This window comes from Haloarcula amylovorans (assembly GCF_004681185.1).
Classification (GTDB): Archaea; Halobacteriota; Halobacteria; order Halobacteriales; family Haloarculaceae; genus Haloarcula; species Haloarcula amylovorans.
In genome coordinates this window covers 1-18838 of sequence record NZ_SRIF01000010.1, presented here as the reverse complement: position 1 = coordinate 18838, position 18838 = coordinate 1, and the positions used below count along the sequence as shown (strand labels likewise).

General features: G+C 56.9%; 13 protein-coding genes and 2 pseudogenes. 1 reads left to right on the top strand and 14 read right to left on the bottom strand.

The genetic code is table 11. From position 1 onward, the window contains the following. Positions 1–577: 577 nt before the first annotated feature. From E4S61_RS21475 to E4S61_RS21430, 10 genes are all read right to left on the bottom strand, one after another. The gene (locus E4S61_RS21475; RefSeq protein WP_245180896.1) at positions 578–3103 is read right to left on the bottom strand and encodes a type IV secretory system conjugative DNA transfer family protein; all 2526 of its coding nucleotides are present in this window, start codon (positions 3101–3103) and stop codon (positions 578–580) included. After that, a complete protein-coding gene (locus tag E4S61_RS21470; RefSeq protein WP_135305977.1) occupies positions 3103–3699 on the bottom strand; it encodes a relaxase/mobilization nuclease domain-containing protein in 597 nt (198 codons plus the stop codon). The genes E4S61_RS21475 and E4S61_RS21470 overlap by 1 nt, the downstream gene beginning before the upstream one ends. Continuing rightward, complete coding sequence (locus tag E4S61_RS21465) at positions 3696–4163, bottom strand: hypothetical protein (RefSeq protein WP_135305976.1); 468 nt, start codon at positions 4161–4163, stop codon at positions 3696–3698. The genes E4S61_RS21470 and E4S61_RS21465 overlap by 4 nt, the downstream gene beginning before the upstream one ends. Continuing rightward, entirely contained in the window at positions 4163–4540 is a 378-nt protein-coding gene (locus E4S61_RS21460) for a hypothetical protein (protein ID WP_135305975.1), read from the bottom strand. Before E4S61_RS21460 ends, E4S61_RS21465 begins: the two co-directional genes overlap by 1 nt. Continuing rightward, a complete protein-coding gene (locus E4S61_RS21455) occupies positions 4533–7877 on the bottom strand; it encodes a VirB4 family type IV secretion system protein (protein ID WP_135305974.1) in 3345 nt (1114 codons plus the stop codon). Before E4S61_RS21455 ends, E4S61_RS21460 begins: the two co-directional genes overlap by 8 nt. Then, positions 7870–9405 carry a hypothetical protein gene (locus tag E4S61_RS21450; protein ID WP_135305973.1) on the bottom strand — a complete coding sequence of 512 codons (1536 nt, stop codon included), beginning with the start codon at positions 9403–9405 and terminating at the stop codon, positions 7870–7872. Before E4S61_RS21450 ends, E4S61_RS21455 begins: the two co-directional genes overlap by 8 nt. A gap of 105 nt (positions 9406–9510) precedes the next feature. Next, positions 9511–10323, bottom strand: coding sequence for a hypothetical protein (locus E4S61_RS21445; protein WP_135305972.1), 813 nt, complete (start codon positions 10321–10323; stop codon positions 9511–9513). A 74-nt stretch (positions 10324–10397) separates the two neighbouring features. Further along, entirely contained in the window at positions 10398–11906 is a 1509-nt protein-coding gene (locus tag E4S61_RS21440; protein ID WP_135305971.1) for a hypothetical protein, read from the bottom strand. Between the two features lie 357 nt (positions 11907–12263). Continuing rightward, complete coding sequence (locus E4S61_RS21435; RefSeq protein WP_209309578.1) at positions 12264–12737, bottom strand: pilin; 474 nt, start codon at positions 12735–12737, stop codon at positions 12264–12266. 290 nt (positions 12738–13027) lie between these two features. After that, a complete protein-coding gene (locus tag E4S61_RS21430) occupies positions 13028–14371 on the bottom strand; it encodes a cytochrome P450 (protein WP_135305970.1) in 1344 nt (447 codons plus the stop codon). A gap of 192 nt (positions 14372–14563) precedes the next feature. On the opposite strand from E4S61_RS21430, the gene E4S61_RS21425 reads away from it, so the two are divergent. Continuing rightward, positions 14564–15670 (top strand): transcriptional regulator FilR1 domain-containing protein, encoded by a 1107-nt coding sequence (locus E4S61_RS21425; RefSeq protein ID WP_135305969.1) that lies wholly within the window; start codon positions 14564–14566, stop codon positions 15668–15670. A 129-nt stretch (positions 15671–15799) separates the two neighbouring features. Here the strand turns inward: E4S61_RS21425 and E4S61_RS21420 are convergent. The 4 genes and pseudogenes from E4S61_RS21420 to E4S61_RS21405 form a co-directional block, all read right to left on the bottom strand. Next, positions 15800–16057 (bottom strand): annotated as a pseudogene (locus tag E4S61_RS21420) (TATA-box-binding protein); the annotation flags it as partial. Between the two features lie 107 nt (positions 16058–16164). Continuing rightward, positions 16165–17445, bottom strand: coding sequence for a DUF7405 family protein (locus E4S61_RS21415; protein WP_135305968.1), 1281 nt, complete (start codon positions 17443–17445; stop codon positions 16165–16167). A gap of 24 nt (positions 17446–17469) precedes the next feature. Further along, positions 17470–18399, bottom strand: a complete 930-nt coding sequence (locus E4S61_RS21410) for an iron transporter (protein ID WP_167768612.1) — start codon at positions 18397–18399, stop codon at positions 17470–17472. A gap of 351 nt (positions 18400–18750) precedes the next feature. After that, positions 18751–18838: pseudogene (locus E4S61_RS21405) on the bottom strand (IS6 family transposase); the annotation flags it as partial.

Genomic DNA, 18838 nt, shown 5'->3' with positions numbered 1-18838 from the left:
GCAGTATCGACGTGAGTGGATGCAGTTCATCTGGTGAGGTGCTTTGTGGTCGAGTGTACCGGCATGCGGTGGCTACATCTATGATCTGTGAGAGGTTCAGTAGCCACCGAAATACAAATCGATGACGGGGGGTAAGATGCTCGACGACAACCCTCGATAAAATACCCTGAATCTCGATATGTTTATTCGGTTACTATCGCGACTACCCGCCGAATTTGTGGGGCAAGTAAAACGGTCATGCTAGATTTGACTAATCCGGTCGCCGTCTTGCGATTAGTGTGACTCCCCAGCAATATTTTCTTGTATAGATATGACTCTACCCCGCTACGTCTTGCGATTACATCTTAATACTCATATGAAGAAATGACTTTACTGAGAATGTTACTAGTTCGGCGGCTCGAACTAGCTATCAGAGATAAGCAGGTACCCAGCGGAATGAGGATTCAGCGTCGAGGAGCGCTAATCAGTTAGCAGACTAAGATGAGAAACCAGATATTCCTCAATCAGATGCCGGGGTGAGACGAGCCGTAGAAACCAGATCGTCGATAGAAATTGAACGGCCAAGAAGAGTAGGTAGTTACATGAAGTCAGCCGCGTCGAAGTCATCGTCTGTAGTGTCGGACTCAGACTCGGCTTCGGACGCAGAGGTGGTTGCTGACTCACCTGCTGGAGACTGGTCGTCGGTCCCAGAATCAGCGACAGTTTCCTTGGTCTCAGCATCGGCAGAAGATGCTGACTCTGTGCCGGACGGGGATGTTTCTGAATCTTGATAAGAACCGGGTCCGTCGTCCTCAGCCGGTAGGCTAGTCTCGTCCCTCTCACTAGGAAGTGGTGAGTCCAGCTGGTTTTCGAAGAGCGTCTCGGGTGCCTCCGTCTTATCATCTGCATCTGGTCTCACAGAAGTCTGGATGGCGTCCTTCGTTGCCGTACGATAGGCTTCGCAGAATGAATCACTCAGCTGGAGCACTGTCGTTCGTTTCTCGACTACGTCAAGCGTCTCGGTTGGTGTCAGTCCAGTTTCCGCACAGAGTTCGACGAGCATCTCGCGGATTTCAAGAGTCGTCCCTTCCCCATCGGGTAAGTCCAGCACACGCCGATCCAGCATCTCACAGAGGTCTGAGAGCGCGTCGACGTTCTGGCCCTGCGTGACTGGAGCGCTTTCGACATCAAGACGAGAGAGGGCATCTCGCCAGCGGCGGTTGCTATACGTAATCGATGGCGTCTCCTCAACGTCGGCAGCCCAGGCATCTGGATCAGTGTCAGTAGTGGCCGGTTGAGTCTCCGCACTTTCCGTGGAACCCCCCGTGTGCTCGATGAACTGTCTAAGCATGGTCAGCCAGCTATCCGTCTCGGTGACATCTCCGTCGGGGTCTTCCTGCCGTGGCGTCTCGGGAGATTCGGCACCTCGTTCGGGTAGGCCAGAGCGAACCTCGTGCAGTTCGTGTGTCTGTCCGTACCACCAGTTCGTTCGCGTCACGGTCACGCATTCACCCGGCTCAAAGTCGCGTAACTGGCCAGGTGTGATGGGCGCTTTCTCGGTCTCTCGAAAGCTCTCACGGGATTGGGAACGCTGGGTTTTCGACCCAGTACTTCGAGACATCGAGTGGGTTTCAGTTCGATCTAGCACTCGTCGCTCGCCAATTTCATTGCGGATGAACTCCGTCGACTGTGCGTCACCCGGCCCGAAGTACAAACCCTGCGGGCAGTTGCCCAGAATCCCGGAGATGTCGCTGTAGGTGTCCGAGAGTTGGCCGATGGTCTGGACACCGACCAGTGCCCGTGCTTTCTCCTTGCGGCCACGCGCCGTGAGGTTCGTGATCTGGTTGAGCGGTGGGAGCTGGTCAATCTCGTCGAGGACGTGGACCGTTGGGTTGGGCGATTCCATCGCAAAGCGAATCGACCAGTCCAACAGCAACTGGAACATTGGGCCAAGCGTCGCCATTCGGGAGGGCATTGAATCGACGATGAGGACTCGTCCATCGGGATTCCGGATATACTCCCGCAATGAGAACGAGCCATGCTCGGCGAAGTCCTCGACGAAAACTGGTCGTGTGTACTCGATGAGCGTTTGATAGACATTCTGTGCAGCTTTCCCCTGGTCAGTATCTATGTGTCCGGCTTCGAGTTGGTCGTAACTGTCGAGTGCTTCGTAGATTCCAACCCGCCCCTCTTCGAGCAACGAGACGATGTCCAGATGCGAGAGATTCTCCCGGCGGTTATTCTTCTGGGCTTCGAGATGCAGGTAGCGTAGCATATCCTCGAACACCTGCTTGGCTGGCGTGTGGAACGGATTGTGTCCAGACGGGTTGCCGAAAATCGCCGCTGCAATCTCACGGAAGTCCTGCGTTGAGTCGGCATCTTGGAAGAGATTCCAGGTGACGTCACCATCCAACCCCACGCGCTTGACGTCGAAGCCCAGATCCGCGTAGAACTGCTGGAACTCTTCGCCAGCGTCATGGGCAATGATTGCTGTGTCTCGGTCGTAGGGAAGCTGGTAAGCCAACAGTTGCATCGCGGAGGATTTCCCGCTTCCTGTCTCACCGAGGACGGCAGTCGAAACGTCTTGTTTGAGCGTCGGCGACGAGGGTGCATCGTCGTGTTTGGATTCAACACTCCCGTATGGGACAGCCAGCTCGTCGTCGTCACAATCCCATGGGTCCCGCGTCAGCGACCGAGGCGAGGTGCGGCGGCCGACATCAACGACACCAATCAGCACAATTGAGATAGCGTAGACCCCGATCCCCACCTCGTAGGAGACGACGGGCGGGGCGACACCGGGTAGCTGTACGCCGGCGAACAATCCGATGACCGAAGCCGCTGCAACGATGTGGGCAAAGGGGAATATCAGGGCCACCAGCCAACTGCCGCTGAGCAGCACCTCAGCGAAGAGCAGCCCCGTTACGATGGCGAACCCACAGTAGATGTATCGCCACGCCCAGAAGCGTCTGTGGAGCGCTTTGTCGCTATCTACCCACATCGGCGGGACCAACAGCATGAACACACTCCAGAGAATCATCGCCGGTTCGTCGTATTTCAGACTCGACGGCAACTCGGTGGGCTTCTGTCCCGGCGGTGTCGTCGAAGACTCTGAGTCTTGGGGCATTACCGACCGCCACCGAAGTCGAAGTCACGTTCTGGGGCTGCTTCTTGGTCGATCTGTTCGACGGCGTCCAGATCGGCAGTCTCTACGCGGTCTCGTTCTTGAACACGCTCAGCGCCAGTGTCAGTAGCTACCGACTCGGCATCTCGCTTGGCGGTCTTTGTCTTGAGGCGTTCCGGTTCATCGAAGACGTCACTGGCGCGGCTACGAAGTTGCTTGATGTCGTCAGCATCCATCCGGAGTTCCAGTTCACTCCCAGTCGCCGCAACATGTGAATGAACGATCTCAGTGTCTGTATGCACGGCATAGACGTAATCTGTCGTCGGCTGCCGATCGAACGCCGATTTCATGAATTCACGTGTGTTGGACTGGACTTCTTCGGGCGTGAATTCGGCATCAGGGTCGGGCGAGACAATGAAGTGACGTTGGAAGCCGAATTGTTCGCTCTTCTCGATGAACTGCTCGATGCGTTGTTCGTCGACCTCCCGACCGAGCCGGTTCCGAAGCGGGACTTTTTCTCGATCCGCATCTCGATCCCGGCGGATGTATTTCAGCAGCTTTCCAGCACCGCTCCGCTGAAAGTCTGTTTTCAGGATCATCTATCTGCGGCTAGCAACGCTTCGAGCGGCGACGTCTGTGCTGTCTGACCGTCGTCACTCTGGGTCGGTAGAGTCGTTCCACTTCGAGATTCGCTCATCTCGAGGGCCGCTCGTTTGATGGCCCCTTCGCGTTCGGCTGGGCTGTACTCTTGTTTGAGCAGTTCCCACAGCGCGATGACGTACATCGTCCGCAGCGATTGGAGATGTTCGATATCCGGTGTTGCCTCGGCTTGTAATTCCTCGATAGAAGCAGCGAGGCTACTAATTCCGTCGTCGAGGGTCTCCATGATGTCCTCGTCAGCCGAGTACCGAGCGAGACGACCGTTCAAGTCCATGCCGTGGTGCTTCTTCAGCACCATCTCACAGTACTTCGATTTCGAGAGATCGGCCTGCTCAGCACGCTGTTCGAGTTTCTCGTTAACTGCTTCGGTCGTGTAGATCTGCAGTCGCATTTGCTCTGGCATTAGGTGTCCTCCTCCCGCTGGTGCAGTTTTTCTAAGCCCGTGTCTAGTCGATCCGATGCGTTTGCCAGCGCATCGGCCTGTGCCTCGCTAGAGTGGTTTGTGCCAAGCAAATCCCACAAAGCCACTTCGTAGAATTCCTCTTCGTCAGTCGATGGTGAGAACGTCGTCGCTATCTCATCGAGAACTGCCTGCTCCATTTCATCCAGGTGTTGTTCCAACTCCGTCTTCGAGATCCGCTCAGAGCGAACATCACGGGCCAACTGCATATCGAGCGCTGCCACACAGTACTCGGAGACAGTCATCCCCTGTCTGTCGGCCATCCGCTCGATCATCTCCTTTTGCGCTTCCGGCGGATAGAACGCGACCCGTTCACTCATTCGACCCACCTCCGTTCTCATGGAGTGCTTCATCTGTCCCGGTCCCGGTAAACGGGCTGTCTGTCTGGCTCTGCATCTGGAGTTGTGACTCAGTGTCAATCATTGAATCTGGAAGGGTTCCGTCGTCAGTTGGCGAACGTTGCTCCTGCGTCTCTTCGTTTTCGTCGGCAATCCCCCGGTCGAGGGCAATCGACAATGCTTCGACCAATTCTTCCTCGGAGAGTCCTTCGAGGATGTAATCAGCTTGGTCAACCGTCAGCCCGTAGTGGGCCAGTACGCCTTTCATCGCCTCCGTGCTGAGGAAGTCTTCGAACGCTTCGATCCGCTCTGGCTGCTCCTCGATGAGGATGTCCAGCGGATCTTTCTCGTGGGTGTCGAGATCGATGACCTGCTTCTCTTCCCACGACGTCCGGACCTGTACCGGGTAGTCGCCGTGCTCGTCGATCCGAACCAGCGCTTCGCTGTAGCCCTGGTCAGTCCCGACCGACTCCTTGCCCGCTTCAGCGTTGTTCACGAAGTGTTGTTGCTCGCGGGTCATTCCGGCACGTTTGGCAGTTTCACCATCCAGCTCCGGCTCTCGGTGATGGACCATGATTGGGCACATCCCCGCAATTTCCTCAGCGGCATCACCATCGTAGAACTCTTGGAGTGTCTGGGAGAGCATCACAAGCCGAATTCCGGCGTGGCGCTGGTGACGAGCGATCTGATTCAGGAAGGCGAGATTCGCGTCGTCGGCGAACAGGTAGTGCGCCTCGTCGATTATCACCTCCACCTTCGTTTCCATGTTCTTCGCTTGCTGGTACAGCGTCGAGAGCAGCAACTGCATGATGAACGACTGCTTGCCCAGTCCATCACCGGAGCCCTCGACCTGCTGAAGGTCCAGATAGACGGCTTTGCTATCGTTGTCGATAAGATTCAGGTTTGACTCTTCAGCGAGATTGCCGTAGGTGCTGCCTCGGCGGAACGGCTGCAGAGCGACGGACAGTTCATCGGCGTACTCTCGAATGGTCGCCTTTGCACTCTCTGTTTCAGCGCCGGGGAACATTCCTGGGTCCGCCTGAATCTCGTCGATGAGGTCCAGCAAGTCTTGCATCGTCGGCGAGTTCGCCGGCGTGTGTGTTGACGGATCATCGGGGTCGATGGCCGACCGCTCGAAGATGGTCTGAATCAGGAACGTAATCAGCCCGCTGTGCATTTCGAGGTCGATATCCCGTGACGTCAGGAAGTTCATGATGACCCCGTAGACTTCGTCCATCTTCGCCCGGACTGGCTCCATGTCCGGCGACGCATCGAGGACGTGCTGGGGCGTCGGATGCATCTCACACGGATTCAGCGGCGTCTCTCCGCTGACCGTGATACGCTTCGCGTCCAACAGTTCAGCACTACCACGCATGTCCCCGACTGGGTCGATGAAGACCTGCTTGACGTCCGACCGCTTCTTCATCATCCGCAGGCCCCGAGCCTGTGTCCCGTGGGTCTTCCCGCCGCCGGGCATTCCAGTGACGAGTTCCGAGTGGCCGGTCTCTAACTCCCACGGGTCGATCAGCACCGTCGAATCGTTATGGTCATGCGTGCCGTATCGAATCCCGTCGGCCATCCGGAGGTAGTTTGAAGAGAAGGGGAACAACGCCCCGAGGGCTTCGCCGGTCATCGACGACAGTCGGTCGTGGCCGAGTTCGTTTCCGCCCAGTGGTGAGACGGTGACCAATCCTTGTTCTTGACGACGGGTCGCCCGCTTGATCGAACAGTTCGCTGGCGAGTCCCGCATCAGCGTCTCCAGATGGTTGGTCTGTTCGCGCAGTTCCTCTTTGCTGTCAGCAGTAACGCGAATGAACACGCCGGCTCTGTAGAGCGAGGCATGATTCCGCCGGACGGCTTGCCGGATGTACTTCGCTCGTTCGATGTCCTGCTGCAGGTCTTCCGTATCCAGTTCGCCGACGTCCTCCTGTAACACGCGTAGCGAGGAGACCCACTCTGAGATAGCCGAGACCGCGTCTTGTGCGTCGTACGGATTAATGTGAATCGAGACGTCGGCTTTCAGCTCCGTGTCCAACAAGAGTCGTTCGAGCATTCCGCTGATCGGGTGCTCGGGAAACGTCTCGACCCAGAATGTCCGGGCATAGGTCTCGCTCTCAATGACCGTATAGTCTTCTTCCCAGTCAATCACGGAGGGCGCTAGCCACGACCGTTGTTCTTTACCCGGCTGTCTGAACGCCGACGGCACTTCCCCGACATCATCGTCATCGAAGTCGGCCACCTCATCTGCTTCGAGGTCCCCAATGTCGAGGTCCAGTGCGTCAGCGTCTTGGGACTGAGAGTAGTGGACCGGTGAGAGGTCTGTGGTTTCGTCAAGGTTGCCGAAGGACTGTGATTCACACGCCCAGTATTCCTTCGTGAGCGTCGCCAGCTGCAGTGGTGAGACAGGGTCCCCACTACAGCGATAGAGACTGTTGACAGCCCGAGCCGTCGTGCCGACTCTGTCCTTCAGTTTCTTCGCCTTGTAGGAGTCTCGCTCGCTTTCGGTAAGGCCATCCGAGGAAACCATCTCGGCAACATGGCCGACGACCGGCAGCGACTCTAGGGACCCGAGCAGTGAGGCGGACTCGTGGTCGATGTCGTCAATATCAGTGTCGGTGACCGAGACAATGATGTAGTACTCTCGTTCCATCTCGGTCCCGTCGACGGGCTCACTGTCGTCATCCGTATGGCGGTTGAGCCACTCCATCAACAGGCCTCGGAGCATTGGCAGCCGTTGGGTGTCACCGTCGTCGAGGCGTTCCTGGTGGGCCGTGATGTGTGCTTCGCGGTCGATCTCTCGCGTAGTGACATACAGGTTCGTCTCGCCCTCTAGGGAGTTCGCTAAGTCGGTGAGTGATCGAACAGCCTTCTCCCATTGACCGTCATCTTTGAGCGCCATGTTGGCGGGCGTGACCTGCACAGCACCACAATGCGCTCCGTCGATGCGCTTGACGCCGTGAGGCAGGACGCGATCAAGCCGCGTGACCGTCCGCGTATCCTGCGCACCATCGCCGAATAGGTACTCCGGTTTCTTGAGCGCCCACCGGAGACGGACCTCGAGCCACTCGGTCAGCCGATAGTACCGGGGTCGGGCACGATGCAGGCCGAACAGTACCAGTTCAGTCGCGAGTAGCAACCCCGTAGCTGGCAAGAGGAAACTGGCCGGGACGAAGGGCAGGCCCAGGAGAGCGAAGTAGCCGAAGACGGGACAGATGAACAGAACCAGTTCGCCGAAGGTGTACTGGCCCCAGAACTCGGTGGTGCCACCGAGATCGTCGTGGATGATGTTCGTGTTGAATTCGCTGGACGAGTTACTCATCGGTTTGCTCCTGTGGAGAATTCATTGCTTGGTCGTCGAGGCGGTAGGCTTCGGGGCCGAGCACGTCGGCATCGGTTTTCAATTCTGCACGTAGTCGGTCGCCGACGGAATCGAACTCTTGCTCAGTGTCTGTCGTCGAGTCTTCGTCGTGGTGATAGACCTCGGTATCAGTGTGGTTCGGCACGGAATCTCCGCTCTGCATAGCCTGCGTGGGACGACCAGCAGCGCCGCTGTGTGCTGACTGTCCAGATGATGGTGACGGCGTGGACGAACGGCCGCCCGCTGAGGACGAGGTGGAGGATCCACTGCCGCTGTGTGAGGCACCGGCACTACTACTCGTCGAAGGGGTACGTCCGGATGCGCCACTAGTTGCTCCCGATTGGCTCGGTCCGGCTGGTGGATTGACCGTACTCCCAACGCCGCCTGTACTCCCACCACTGCTTGCGCTACCACCGCTGCCAGACGATGGTGGTGAAGATGGCCCACCTCCAGACGATCCACTTCCCGAAGGTGGCGACGATGCGCCGGACATCTCGCGATGAACCATCCGCGCACCAGTGGCGGCATCCCGCGAGTTACCTTTTAGCACACCCTGTGCGGCCTGGACGGTCCCGCCAGCAGCAGGCCCACCTGCTAGATATGCCCCAGCAGTCAATCCCGCCCCACCGACTGTCCCAGCAACGCTAGCAGGTTTCTTGCCCGCTGCGACTGCTTTGTCGCTGAGTTTGACGAGTGTCGGGCTGCTCTTCTGGAGCATCGCCTTCTGCAGTTTCGCACAAAGCAACAGAACGAGCGGGCTGATGAACAGCCCTATGCCGGGCACTCCCCAGTTGTTGACTTCGATGGAGATGCGGATGAGCAATGCTGTCGGGATACTCGCCGCGATAGCGCCGGGATATGTGCCGGCGATCTGCTTTGAGAGGCCACTGAAGCTCTGGAACGGCCAGACTTCTAGCGCCCAGAAGGTTGCTACCAACGGCATCGCTAACGTGGTGAGAATCACCGCCATCCACCGGGTGATCGACACCACAAGCACCTTCGCGTAGATATAGAGCAACGCGAATAGCAGAAGGAATGAGACTGATGGCGAGAAGAGAGACAACTTCCCGAAGACGAACAGTTCCTTAGCTATCTCTCCTTTTTCCGCCGTGGTAAATGTCGAGATGCTTTGTCCAAGGACATCGAAAAATTGCAATGACAAGGACGCAATCGGAAGCCAGAAGAAAAGCGCAAAGAACGCTAATACCATCCGACGGCCCACCTTTTTTCGGACTGCTGGGTTGATCGCTTGGTAACGAACCCCCACTGCGGCGAGGACAATAAGCTGAATTCCGAACGCCAATCCGGCGACATATTCGAAATAAAGGGAGTCTATGAGCGTATTCCACGGACTGTTTACGGCGCTCTTGAATGCAATATTCAGTCCGCTTGCACCGGATCCCTCTGGTGCTGGAGTGCCGACGAGCGGCTCAATGAGAACATCGAGCACGTACTTACGGAACCAACTCTCAAATTCCTCTGGAAACAAGTTGAGGAGATCAAGTAGTGACTGGAAGAACGTGTCTCTGAGAGTTCCCAGCCCATCGCCTTGACCCCCGGTTGGAGCTGGAGTCGGAGTCTGACTCGGCATCGGTTACTCTGTCTGCGCCCTGGTCTGCGTTCGTTCAACGATACTCTGTTGCCCTTTCAGCGAGATCTGACACGAATTCTCTCCATCAGAGCTGTAGCTAAACGTCTGAGTGAAGGTAACTGGATCACTGAACGCCGATTTCAGTGTCAATGTAGCTTCTCGTGTGTGATTTTCTGGACAGCCGAAGATTTCTGCGAGGTAGGTACGCACCGGTAGCAGCTTTGTCGACCCCGGCTTGACCATCATATCGATGGTATAGTCCGACGTCTTACTGTCGAACGCTTCTAGATGCGGCCCATCTTTCGAAATGACTTGCCGAGCAATGTCCGCGTGCTGTCCAGTGTTTTCGACGAGAAGACCGATCGGTCTTCGCCCATCACGCTCTGGCGGTGGGAGTTCAGTGGAGTCATCTGGACCGACGACATCGCGGAGTTCAAGTGATGCCGAATAGGTCACTGGGATCTCAACTTCCGTCTGTTCGCCGATGAGGACCAGCGTGTTCTTTCCCTGTGTAATCCGTTCGGACGGGTCGTCAGTAAGGCGCGCAACAACGAAGCTGGCGACAGTCTCACGGGCAGATATCAATGCTCGGTTCACCTCATTTCCCATCCCGTTTATCAACGCAATCCGAGTAATCCTCGAGTCCTCTGCAAGTTTGAAATGGGCCTTGACTTGGGGACTGACACCAGATTTTGGCTTGAAGGTCAGCGATTTCAGGACATCTGACTTCGAACTGGGACTCTGCGTTGCGGTCGGTCCTCCAGCAGTGCCGTTCGACGACCCACCGATGTTGCTACATCCCGCGAGGGCCGCCATACCACCGCCCATCGCACCAAGGAGTGTTCGTCGGTCGATACAGCTCGATTCTGTCGACTGTGAAGTTTCGTCTGTCATGCTGAATAGATGCCAAGCAATCGTCCGTTCGTCCAGACGTCGAATCCGTACAGCAACAGCCCCAGTGGGAGGAACCACAGCACCGTTACGACCACTAGGTCCACGATATCGGTGAACTGTGGGACACTGGAGCCGAGCCATTCTACTGTTGTCGTCCGCTCGGTCGCAACGACGTTACTGACGACCGGGTTCCCCTGTTCCCACCAGTAGTACTTCGGCTGGTAGGTCAGAACCACCTGATCGAGACCGCGCTCCGGTATCGTGATAGTGAACGTCCCGCGTTCGCCGGGACCGAGCGTATGAGTCCGCGTGCTGTTGCGAGCGGTCAGCGTTACGTTCCCGAAGTCGACGGGATACCCCCGCGTTGACTCAACTGTCACCGCCACTGTGGTTCCATTCGTGGTTCTGTTGACCACTGTCGCGCTCATATTGGCTGGATACGCATCAACGACGGCCGACGTCGAGAGCCGACTCTCCGTGGTGTCCCCACGAACGATACCATGCACTGTCGGCGACCGATAGGCGCTCAGCGGATGGGTGTCGTTTGCCCGGAGTGTGAAGCGCTCCGTTCGGGTGTGGGTCGCAGATTGATTCAGTCGCACGTCGACTGGGAGTGGGGCCTTGTTCGCTTCCGGCCCTTTCCGGTAGGAGACGACGAAATCCCGCTGGATACGCTCGTAGTCGTCGCCGACCTCGAAGAACTGTGCGTCCGTCGCCAGCGAGTGCTGATCGAGGTTCGCCAGTGGGCCTCGCCGAGCGGGTATCGCATGGACCTGCAACGGGCGCACCCGCTGTGTCGACGAGACGTTCGTTCCCGACGATGTGTTCCACTGTGCCCAGCCCGACGGACTCCGAGTATAGAACCGCCAGCGACTGTAGACCACGTCGCCCGTCTCGAACGCCACACTACGCCACAGCTTCGGGACTGTCAGACTGACCCCCGTACTGTTGCGGTGATTCGCCAGCGATACCGTCGCGTCCGATGGCGTCACCTCGTAGGCAGTGACCTGCCGTGAATCGCGTAGCGTCCGATTGTACGTCGTCGTGTTGCTCTCACCGCTGTCGGTTGTCTGGTTCACTGTCACCGAAAGCGACAACCGCACTGTCAGCGTCGTCGGGCCGGTGAGATTCCGATACTGGAGTTCTGCCGTTGGCGACGTCGCAGTGTCCTGTCTCGTTCCGTTAGCGTACAGCCCGACCATATTGACACTCATTGACTCGACAACACAGGAATCGTTCGTCGTCCTGTTCGCACAGCCAAGGGCCGAGTCATTGTAGCGACCAATTGTGCGAACCGTCCCGTTTGGGCGGACGTACTGCGTCGTCTGGGACCCGTTATGGACGACCGTCGAGGGATTGATCGCGAAAATCTCGATGTACGACGTGTTTGCCACGAGGCTCTCGGTCGATACGACCCGTGCTGGATACTGTGACCCGCTACTGTTGTTGTAGCGGTTGAGTTCGCGGTCGTTCCACGCTTCGACGGCCGGTGGTGCGCGGAACATGATGTCCCCCGAGCAGGACAGGCGGCCCAGTGGACTCAACGACGACGTGTTGTCAACGCTTGTGTAGTCCGCGTCACCCGACCAGTACGCCCGGAACGACGACGAATTGAACGTATGCGTGTAGTTCGGTGGAGTGGTTCCCGGTCGCTCAGGTCGGGCCGAGCGGTTCGCAACGCACTGATGTCCTGTTCTGCCGACTGTCTGGGTGCTAGTCTCGTTGGATACCTGCGGTGACGCTGCAGTGCTATCCGAAGCGGAGACAGCTACCGCTGGTGTCACCAGACTACTGGCGACGACCGTGATCACGACGAGTCGGCCTATGAGTGACATCAGTAATGGAGAGGTGGGGGAGCGTCGTTAGCCGCCGAAGGGATTGACGCAACTGGAGAATGAGAAGCCGAGCTCGCTACCCAGCTTCGAGATGATCTCCGGAGCGATTAGGGCCAAGAACACGATCGCCAGCCCAGTCACGGAGAGAATCAGGTCTTGGCGGGCCTGGTTCTGCTGGTTCGGATTCCCTGTCGCCCGCATGTAGGACAGCCCACTCCGGCCCGTGAAGAACATCGCTGCTGGCATCCCCAGTGCTGCTATCGCGCCAAAGACGAGACTAATCGCCGTCTCGACAGGTGTCCCACAGTACACCGAGCCGACGCTGGTCTGTGCCATCGCCGACCCGCTAAAGAGGACGACAATGAGCGATAGTTGGAGGAGTGACCGAAATCGTGGATTGCTCGTTGCAGTGAGCAGCCCCCATCGGGCATGCTCACGAATGGCCGTACGGCGAGTCTGGTTAGATGGCGAGTCGTCCGATGCGTTCGATGTTGCGCTCATATGAACTTGAATACTGATCGCTCTGGTTAGCTGGCGATACTGCAGATGATCCTGTTCAGCGACGCCGGGTGGACGCCATCACACGCACCCAGCCGAGATACAGGCTGTTTCGTCTGACACCGGTGTCAGATATATTTGAAGTTTACCGTTGGAATCGTGGTGTAATCAACTCCGGATTCATACACTCCTCTCTTTCCGGGGGTTGTCGGATATACTCACCCCTGGTGACGGTGTCACCGGGCATGAACACGTAAAAGGGACAGCAAGCAGCGAGGAAAGAGACAGGCGTGTTATCGGCGGTTTAGACGCATTGGCATCCCATTCTCGGTGCGAATCGTAATCCGGGGCTCAAGTGTGGGCTCTCGATTCGCTGTCCAGTCAAGCTGGAACCGCTGCCCGATCATCGCGAGAGCGATCTTCGCTTCGAGTAATGCGAACTCTCGGCCAATACAGGTCCGTCGGCCACCACCAAACGGCGCATACGCGAAGTCTGGCAAACTCTCTCTAAACTCATCCGTCCATCGATCAGGACGAAATTCGAGCGGATCATCATAGAACTGCTCGTCGCGATGAATATGGATCAGCGAGAGATGGAGTTCGTGCCCCTTTGGAATGTGATACCCGTTCATCTCGACATCGGTGGTCGTCTTGCGGGGAATCGTATGAATCGGGGGATAGAGTCGAAGCGCTTCAGTGAGGATACGATCTGTCACCTCCAGCTCCTCAATGTCCTCGAGAGAAGGTGAAGCGCCATCAAGGACTGCATCGAGTTCGTCGTAGAACTCCTCACGGATGGTCGGATGTGTGGCAAGCAGATACCACGTGAACGCAAGCGCAGTCGCCGTGGTTTCATGCCCTGCAAAGACCATCGTGACAAGTTGATCTTCGATTTCCTCGGTGGTCAGCTGCTTCCCATCTTGGCTATCGCGAGTCTGTTCGAGTCGCGAGAGGAGATCCATGGTGTCTGAATCGCCGGACTGTTGTGGGGGACCAGCCGACATCCCATCGGCTAATAGCGTTCTCACTTCTTCTTGAAGCCGGTTAGTGGACTCCTTGAAGCGTCGGCGGGCCGGTGTCGGCATCCAGTGTGGGAGAATCCACGAGGTCGGCGCGAACCACTCGTTGAGTCCATCAGCAGCCTCGCGGATGTCTGAATCCTCGCCTGGAGACAATTCCCGACCAAATAATGTCGCAAAGAGAATCTCGAGTGTGAGCGCACTCATCTCCTCCTCGATGTCTCGGGTTTCACCATCCTCCCATGTTGCAAGTCGCTGCTCGATGCAGGCGACCATCTCATCGATATAGCCGGTGATTCGGTCACGGAAAAACAGCGGCTGCAAAATATCACGTTGCTGTCGCCATTGTTGTCCCTCAACTGATATTAATCCGCTACCGAACGCTCGGCGAAAATCATCTGTTTTCCCAAATTTCTCAATGTCGTCTACAAGCACCTGAGCGAGATAATCTGGGTGGGCAAGCACGAATACGTCATCGACGCTCGGAAGCTCCATCCGATAGAGATCTCCGCACTCTGTTGTGGCCTCTTCCACGAACTCAAACGGGTCACGTGCGTAGCGAAGCGAGTGCTGGAGGACTGGATGCTTGGATGGTGCTGGTGGTAGCTGACCGCTCACATCTTTCGCTCTCGGTCGGTCCCCTGTAAATACTATCGGCTAATGGCTCTCCAATTACATAACTGACATGGAAGCCCCATCAAGCGATGACGTCGCTGTCCGCTAACAAGACAGATATATTTGAATTCTATAGTCAACTTCTCGATAAATTCATAGGGGGTAGGAATAATAGTTGATTATAGGTGCGAATGTGTGACACGCGATGATCGTGTGGCGACGAATCCGCTCACGAACGAACAGTTAGTTGTTCGAGAGGCAATCAACAATCTGGTCGATTCGGCTCGGCTAGATGTGCTCCGCGCACTTGCAGAACAAACACGGACACCAGCGGCAATCAACGCTCAAGGGGTGGTCGCACGTCAAACTGCGTCGGACCATCTCGCACGGTTTACAGACCGAGGGCTCACGAAACCAGTCGCTGAGCAGTGCGGATATGAGCTTACTGCTGGTGGAAAGATCACGCTTGAAGCCCTTGAAACGTGTTTAGATGTACTCGACTGTGAACAGCTGGCCTGTCTCACCCGCTCTACACACGCGCTCGACGTATTAGACCATCTCGCCACCGGATCAACTCGGCCACATGAATTCGCTAAGATGGGAGCTGATGCCCCCTCTCGCTCCACTGTTCAACGGCTGCTCAACATGTTTGAAGCGCAGGGCTGGAGCAGCACTTCCGGCGGGACCCACCGAATCACAGCCGAAGGCCAAACGGTTTTAGATGCTTACAACGACCTCGCGCTCTCGATCGAGCAAGTAGTGGAGAAAGCTCCGTGGCTGCAGCGACTCGACCAGTGTCGGTCGGATCTCCCAGTGCAGGCACTTGCTGACGCAAAGGTTGTTGTTTCTAGTCCAGATTCACCTGGGCTTGTCGTCTTGGCCGCACTGAATCTCTGTGACAGCCAGTTCAGCCAATTCCGGGCGCTCACGTCAATTTACAATCCACCGCTGTTCAATGCCTACAATGAGTTGCTCGAAAGGGGACTTCCAGGAGAGGCAATCGTTGACCAATCTGTCTATCAGGAACTCCATGAAGACGGGCTCCAGCACTTCCTCGATGATACAGAATTTGCGGACTTCGACATCGGGTGGCTTGAAGAGGAATTAACGCTCGGCATCGGACTGTACGATGATCGGAAAGTCGCCATTGGAGCATACAATCAAACCGGTGCTGCGGACCATATTGCGATGCTTATCAGCACCAACCAGACAGTCGTTGACTGGGCCATCGATCTTTACAACAGATACTGGGAACAGGCTCACCGCAAGACAGAGCGGACTCCAGAAGCTGTGAGTGGCTGAACTAGCAGGTAGTGGAACTCCGAGCCACGAATAGTGGTGACATGAAGAGAATACCAGTCACTGTCAAACGACGACCGGGAAGTTCTGTTTCTCCGCTATCAGTCACAGCGACCAGTTCATCGCACAAAGTCAGTCCAGTAAGCCGAGCTCAGTGAGCCGATCTTCGATTACGGTGAGCGCGTCTTCGGCATCGCTCAATCGCTTGCCACCCGTGATGACGAGTTTCCCGCTGCCGAACAGCAGTGCCACGACATCCGGTTCGTCAAGTCGATAGACGAGGCCCGGGAACTGCTCTGGCTCGTATTCGATATGCTCGAGACCGAGCCCGATCGCTATCGCATTCAAATTCAAGTTTGCTTTTAAATCAGCGCTCGAGACGACATTCTGGATATCGACATCATCGAGCCAGCTGAACCTACGCAGTAGCCACATCCCATCCAATAGCGGTGTTACAGGCAATTCGAGGCGGATACCACAGGATTTGGCTGGGGGGCTCACGGATCAGCTACTGGGAGTGCCCTATGAGAACGTGGTGGGAGCAGATAGTTCCCGCGTCGCCGTGTCGTGAGATACTGGAGAATACCATTGTTCAATCGTTGTCCGACTGCGGTTTTCTCGGCAATCTCGGTCCCGTTCATCGCTGTTCGTGTTCGGACGAACTCCTCGATGGTTTCCTGCACAGCGAGAAAGTGAAGGCCCGCGTTGCCGCCATCCGTCGTATCGAAGTCCCGCCGTAAGATGACGGGACTGTCGTCTCGACGAGCGCTCACCATCTTCTGTGAGTGCCCGACAACACCGAACTGTTCAGCGGCCGCCATCGGGGCAAGTGTTTCATCCATTTTTGCGGTGGCACCAAGATTGGTACCAACACCCGCTACCAGCTCATCGTCGGCGTGCGTCGGTGCAAACATCTTGGCAATCCGCTGCCACTGATCATCCTGCGTGTACCAGGGTTTCAGATTTAGATCGAGCGCCGACACGTGCTGGGTAGTCCCGCCAGCGAACGGTCCCTCAGTAATCGTTACCCGGTTCTCACTGGCTTGATTTTTCGCGAATCCGGATTTGAACCCCATAAACAACGGCGACTCTTCGGGCACAGCGTCGGTTGGAACGTCCGGCACCTCCTCAGCGAACTTTGCGGGTAAGCCCTCGCCGACGAACCCAGTGCGCCGTGCCGGGTACTCGGACGGAGCCTCGAATACGTCCGTAAGTCGTGTCTCGACTGTCAGCCCATTCACAGTATCTCGGTTACCGAACAGTGCTTCTTCGGCCTCGACGACGACATCTGCGTTGTCGCTAGCCAAATGGACAACTGCGTCGTACGTGTCGAGTTTCGGGTCTTCGAAATCGGCCAGTGACTTCGGGGCAGGGAGATCAACGCCGCGGGGGCCGGCGTCGAACCGGTCGAAGTACGCGGGGCTGTAGCCAACCGTGAACAGTAAGCCCTCGTTCGACCACTCGTAAGCTCGTTCCAGTGTCTCGAGGGCAGTAGCGACGATCGTTCGATCCGTATTGGACGGACGCCCCTTCGGATAGGTGAGAAATCGAAGGACGTGGTGGCGCGCGTTTGACACGTTTCCGTGACCATCGGTTGCGAGGAAATCGTCCCACAGATGCTGCCCCTCCGGAAGTGTTGCCGGATCGTCAACGCCAGTCGGCACATCTGTCTGACCGAATCGGCCGACACAGGCAGAGAGTGCGGCTGTTCCGCCGACTGCAACGACTGCTTTCATGAACTCCCGTCGATTCGTGGTGTCGAGAGTAAGGTCTGTCATGGAGCGGTGGCCTGTTTCGTGGGGTTAGATCGTGAACGTCTGTGACTCAAGGTCCATGAACGCAGTTTCGTAGCCGATATGGCGAGCACCCTGTGGCGGCGTCGAGAATTCGACGACGACTTCGTCGCCGGATTCGAGTGGGGGCGTTCCGGCACCGTAGTAGTGTCCGAACTCGCCGTCAACGGCAGACGTCAGATCGCCGGTGAAGACCTCCTGTCCGTCCCGAGTCACAGTCGCGGCGACGTTCATGAAGCCTGTGGGATACCGATTGTACCGGGTCTGTGTCGCAACGATTAGTGCGTGGTCGCCGCCGCCGAATCCGAGCGCCGTCGGCTGTTCGTGGATGGCGACCGCAACGCCGAGGTCGTCCGTGTACTGCGTGTCGGTCGCGACGGGGAGATCGTCGTACGATGGTTGTTGCGAGATAGACATCTTGCCCATCGACATCGGCGAGAGTGCACCTGCTGTCAGGTGGTCGTCGCCAGTCGGTTTATCTTCGATACTGGCAGCGGTCGCTGGATCGAACTGCGTCTCGAACGAGACCTGCTGTTCGGTGAATACGGCTGCCAGATCAGTCGACAGAACGCTCTTGGCGGCGTTCACCGACACGTCAAACGTGTAGCTTCCCTCGCCACTGAGAGCGATGTTGTCCCCATAGTGAAAGCCCATCGTCTGGGAGAGCATCGGCCAGGGTTGGTTCAAGGCAACCTCCTCGCCGTCCTTGGTAATGGTGATGGTCGGCTCGACCTGCGGAGCGACCGCACCGGTCTTCATGTCGTGCACTATCGCCATGAGGTGCATCGTGTCGTCGGACTGGATAGTAGCCTCGTTAGTCCGAGTGCCCGTCACGACGAAAAATGGATGCGGATGTGTATACGAGAGCGAAACCATGAGGCGACCGGCTTTTTTCATGCCGATCATCTGCATCGTCGCTGTGACTGCCGGGACGTACACGCCGTTCGGACGTGCTGGCGCAGGTGTCTCACTCGTTTCGTTTGGGGTTGTGGTGGCGGGATCCGACGTGGGTGTCTCACTCGCTTCGTTCGGATTTGCAGTGGGCTGGTTTGACGAGGCGGTGCATCCGGCGACACCGAGTGCTCCTGTCGCGCCAATCCCAGCGAGTAGTTGCCGTCGCTTCATTCACTACTCGAATCTAATTGGATAGCATATGGTTATGAGGGGTTAGAAAATAGGTAGCGACACGCTAACTGCCACTTCCGCCGAAACGAGGCTTTGGAATATGTGTTGTCCGGGGTCTTTCGCTCCACGTGACCTGACACACCAGCATCCGCCAGAGGGTCGTGTTTAGTTAGTAGCATTGAGCCAACGAGCGAAACTCTGCAGCCAGTTTTCGGCTGTTTCCGGTTCGACGTGGCTGAAGCAGTTCGAAAAC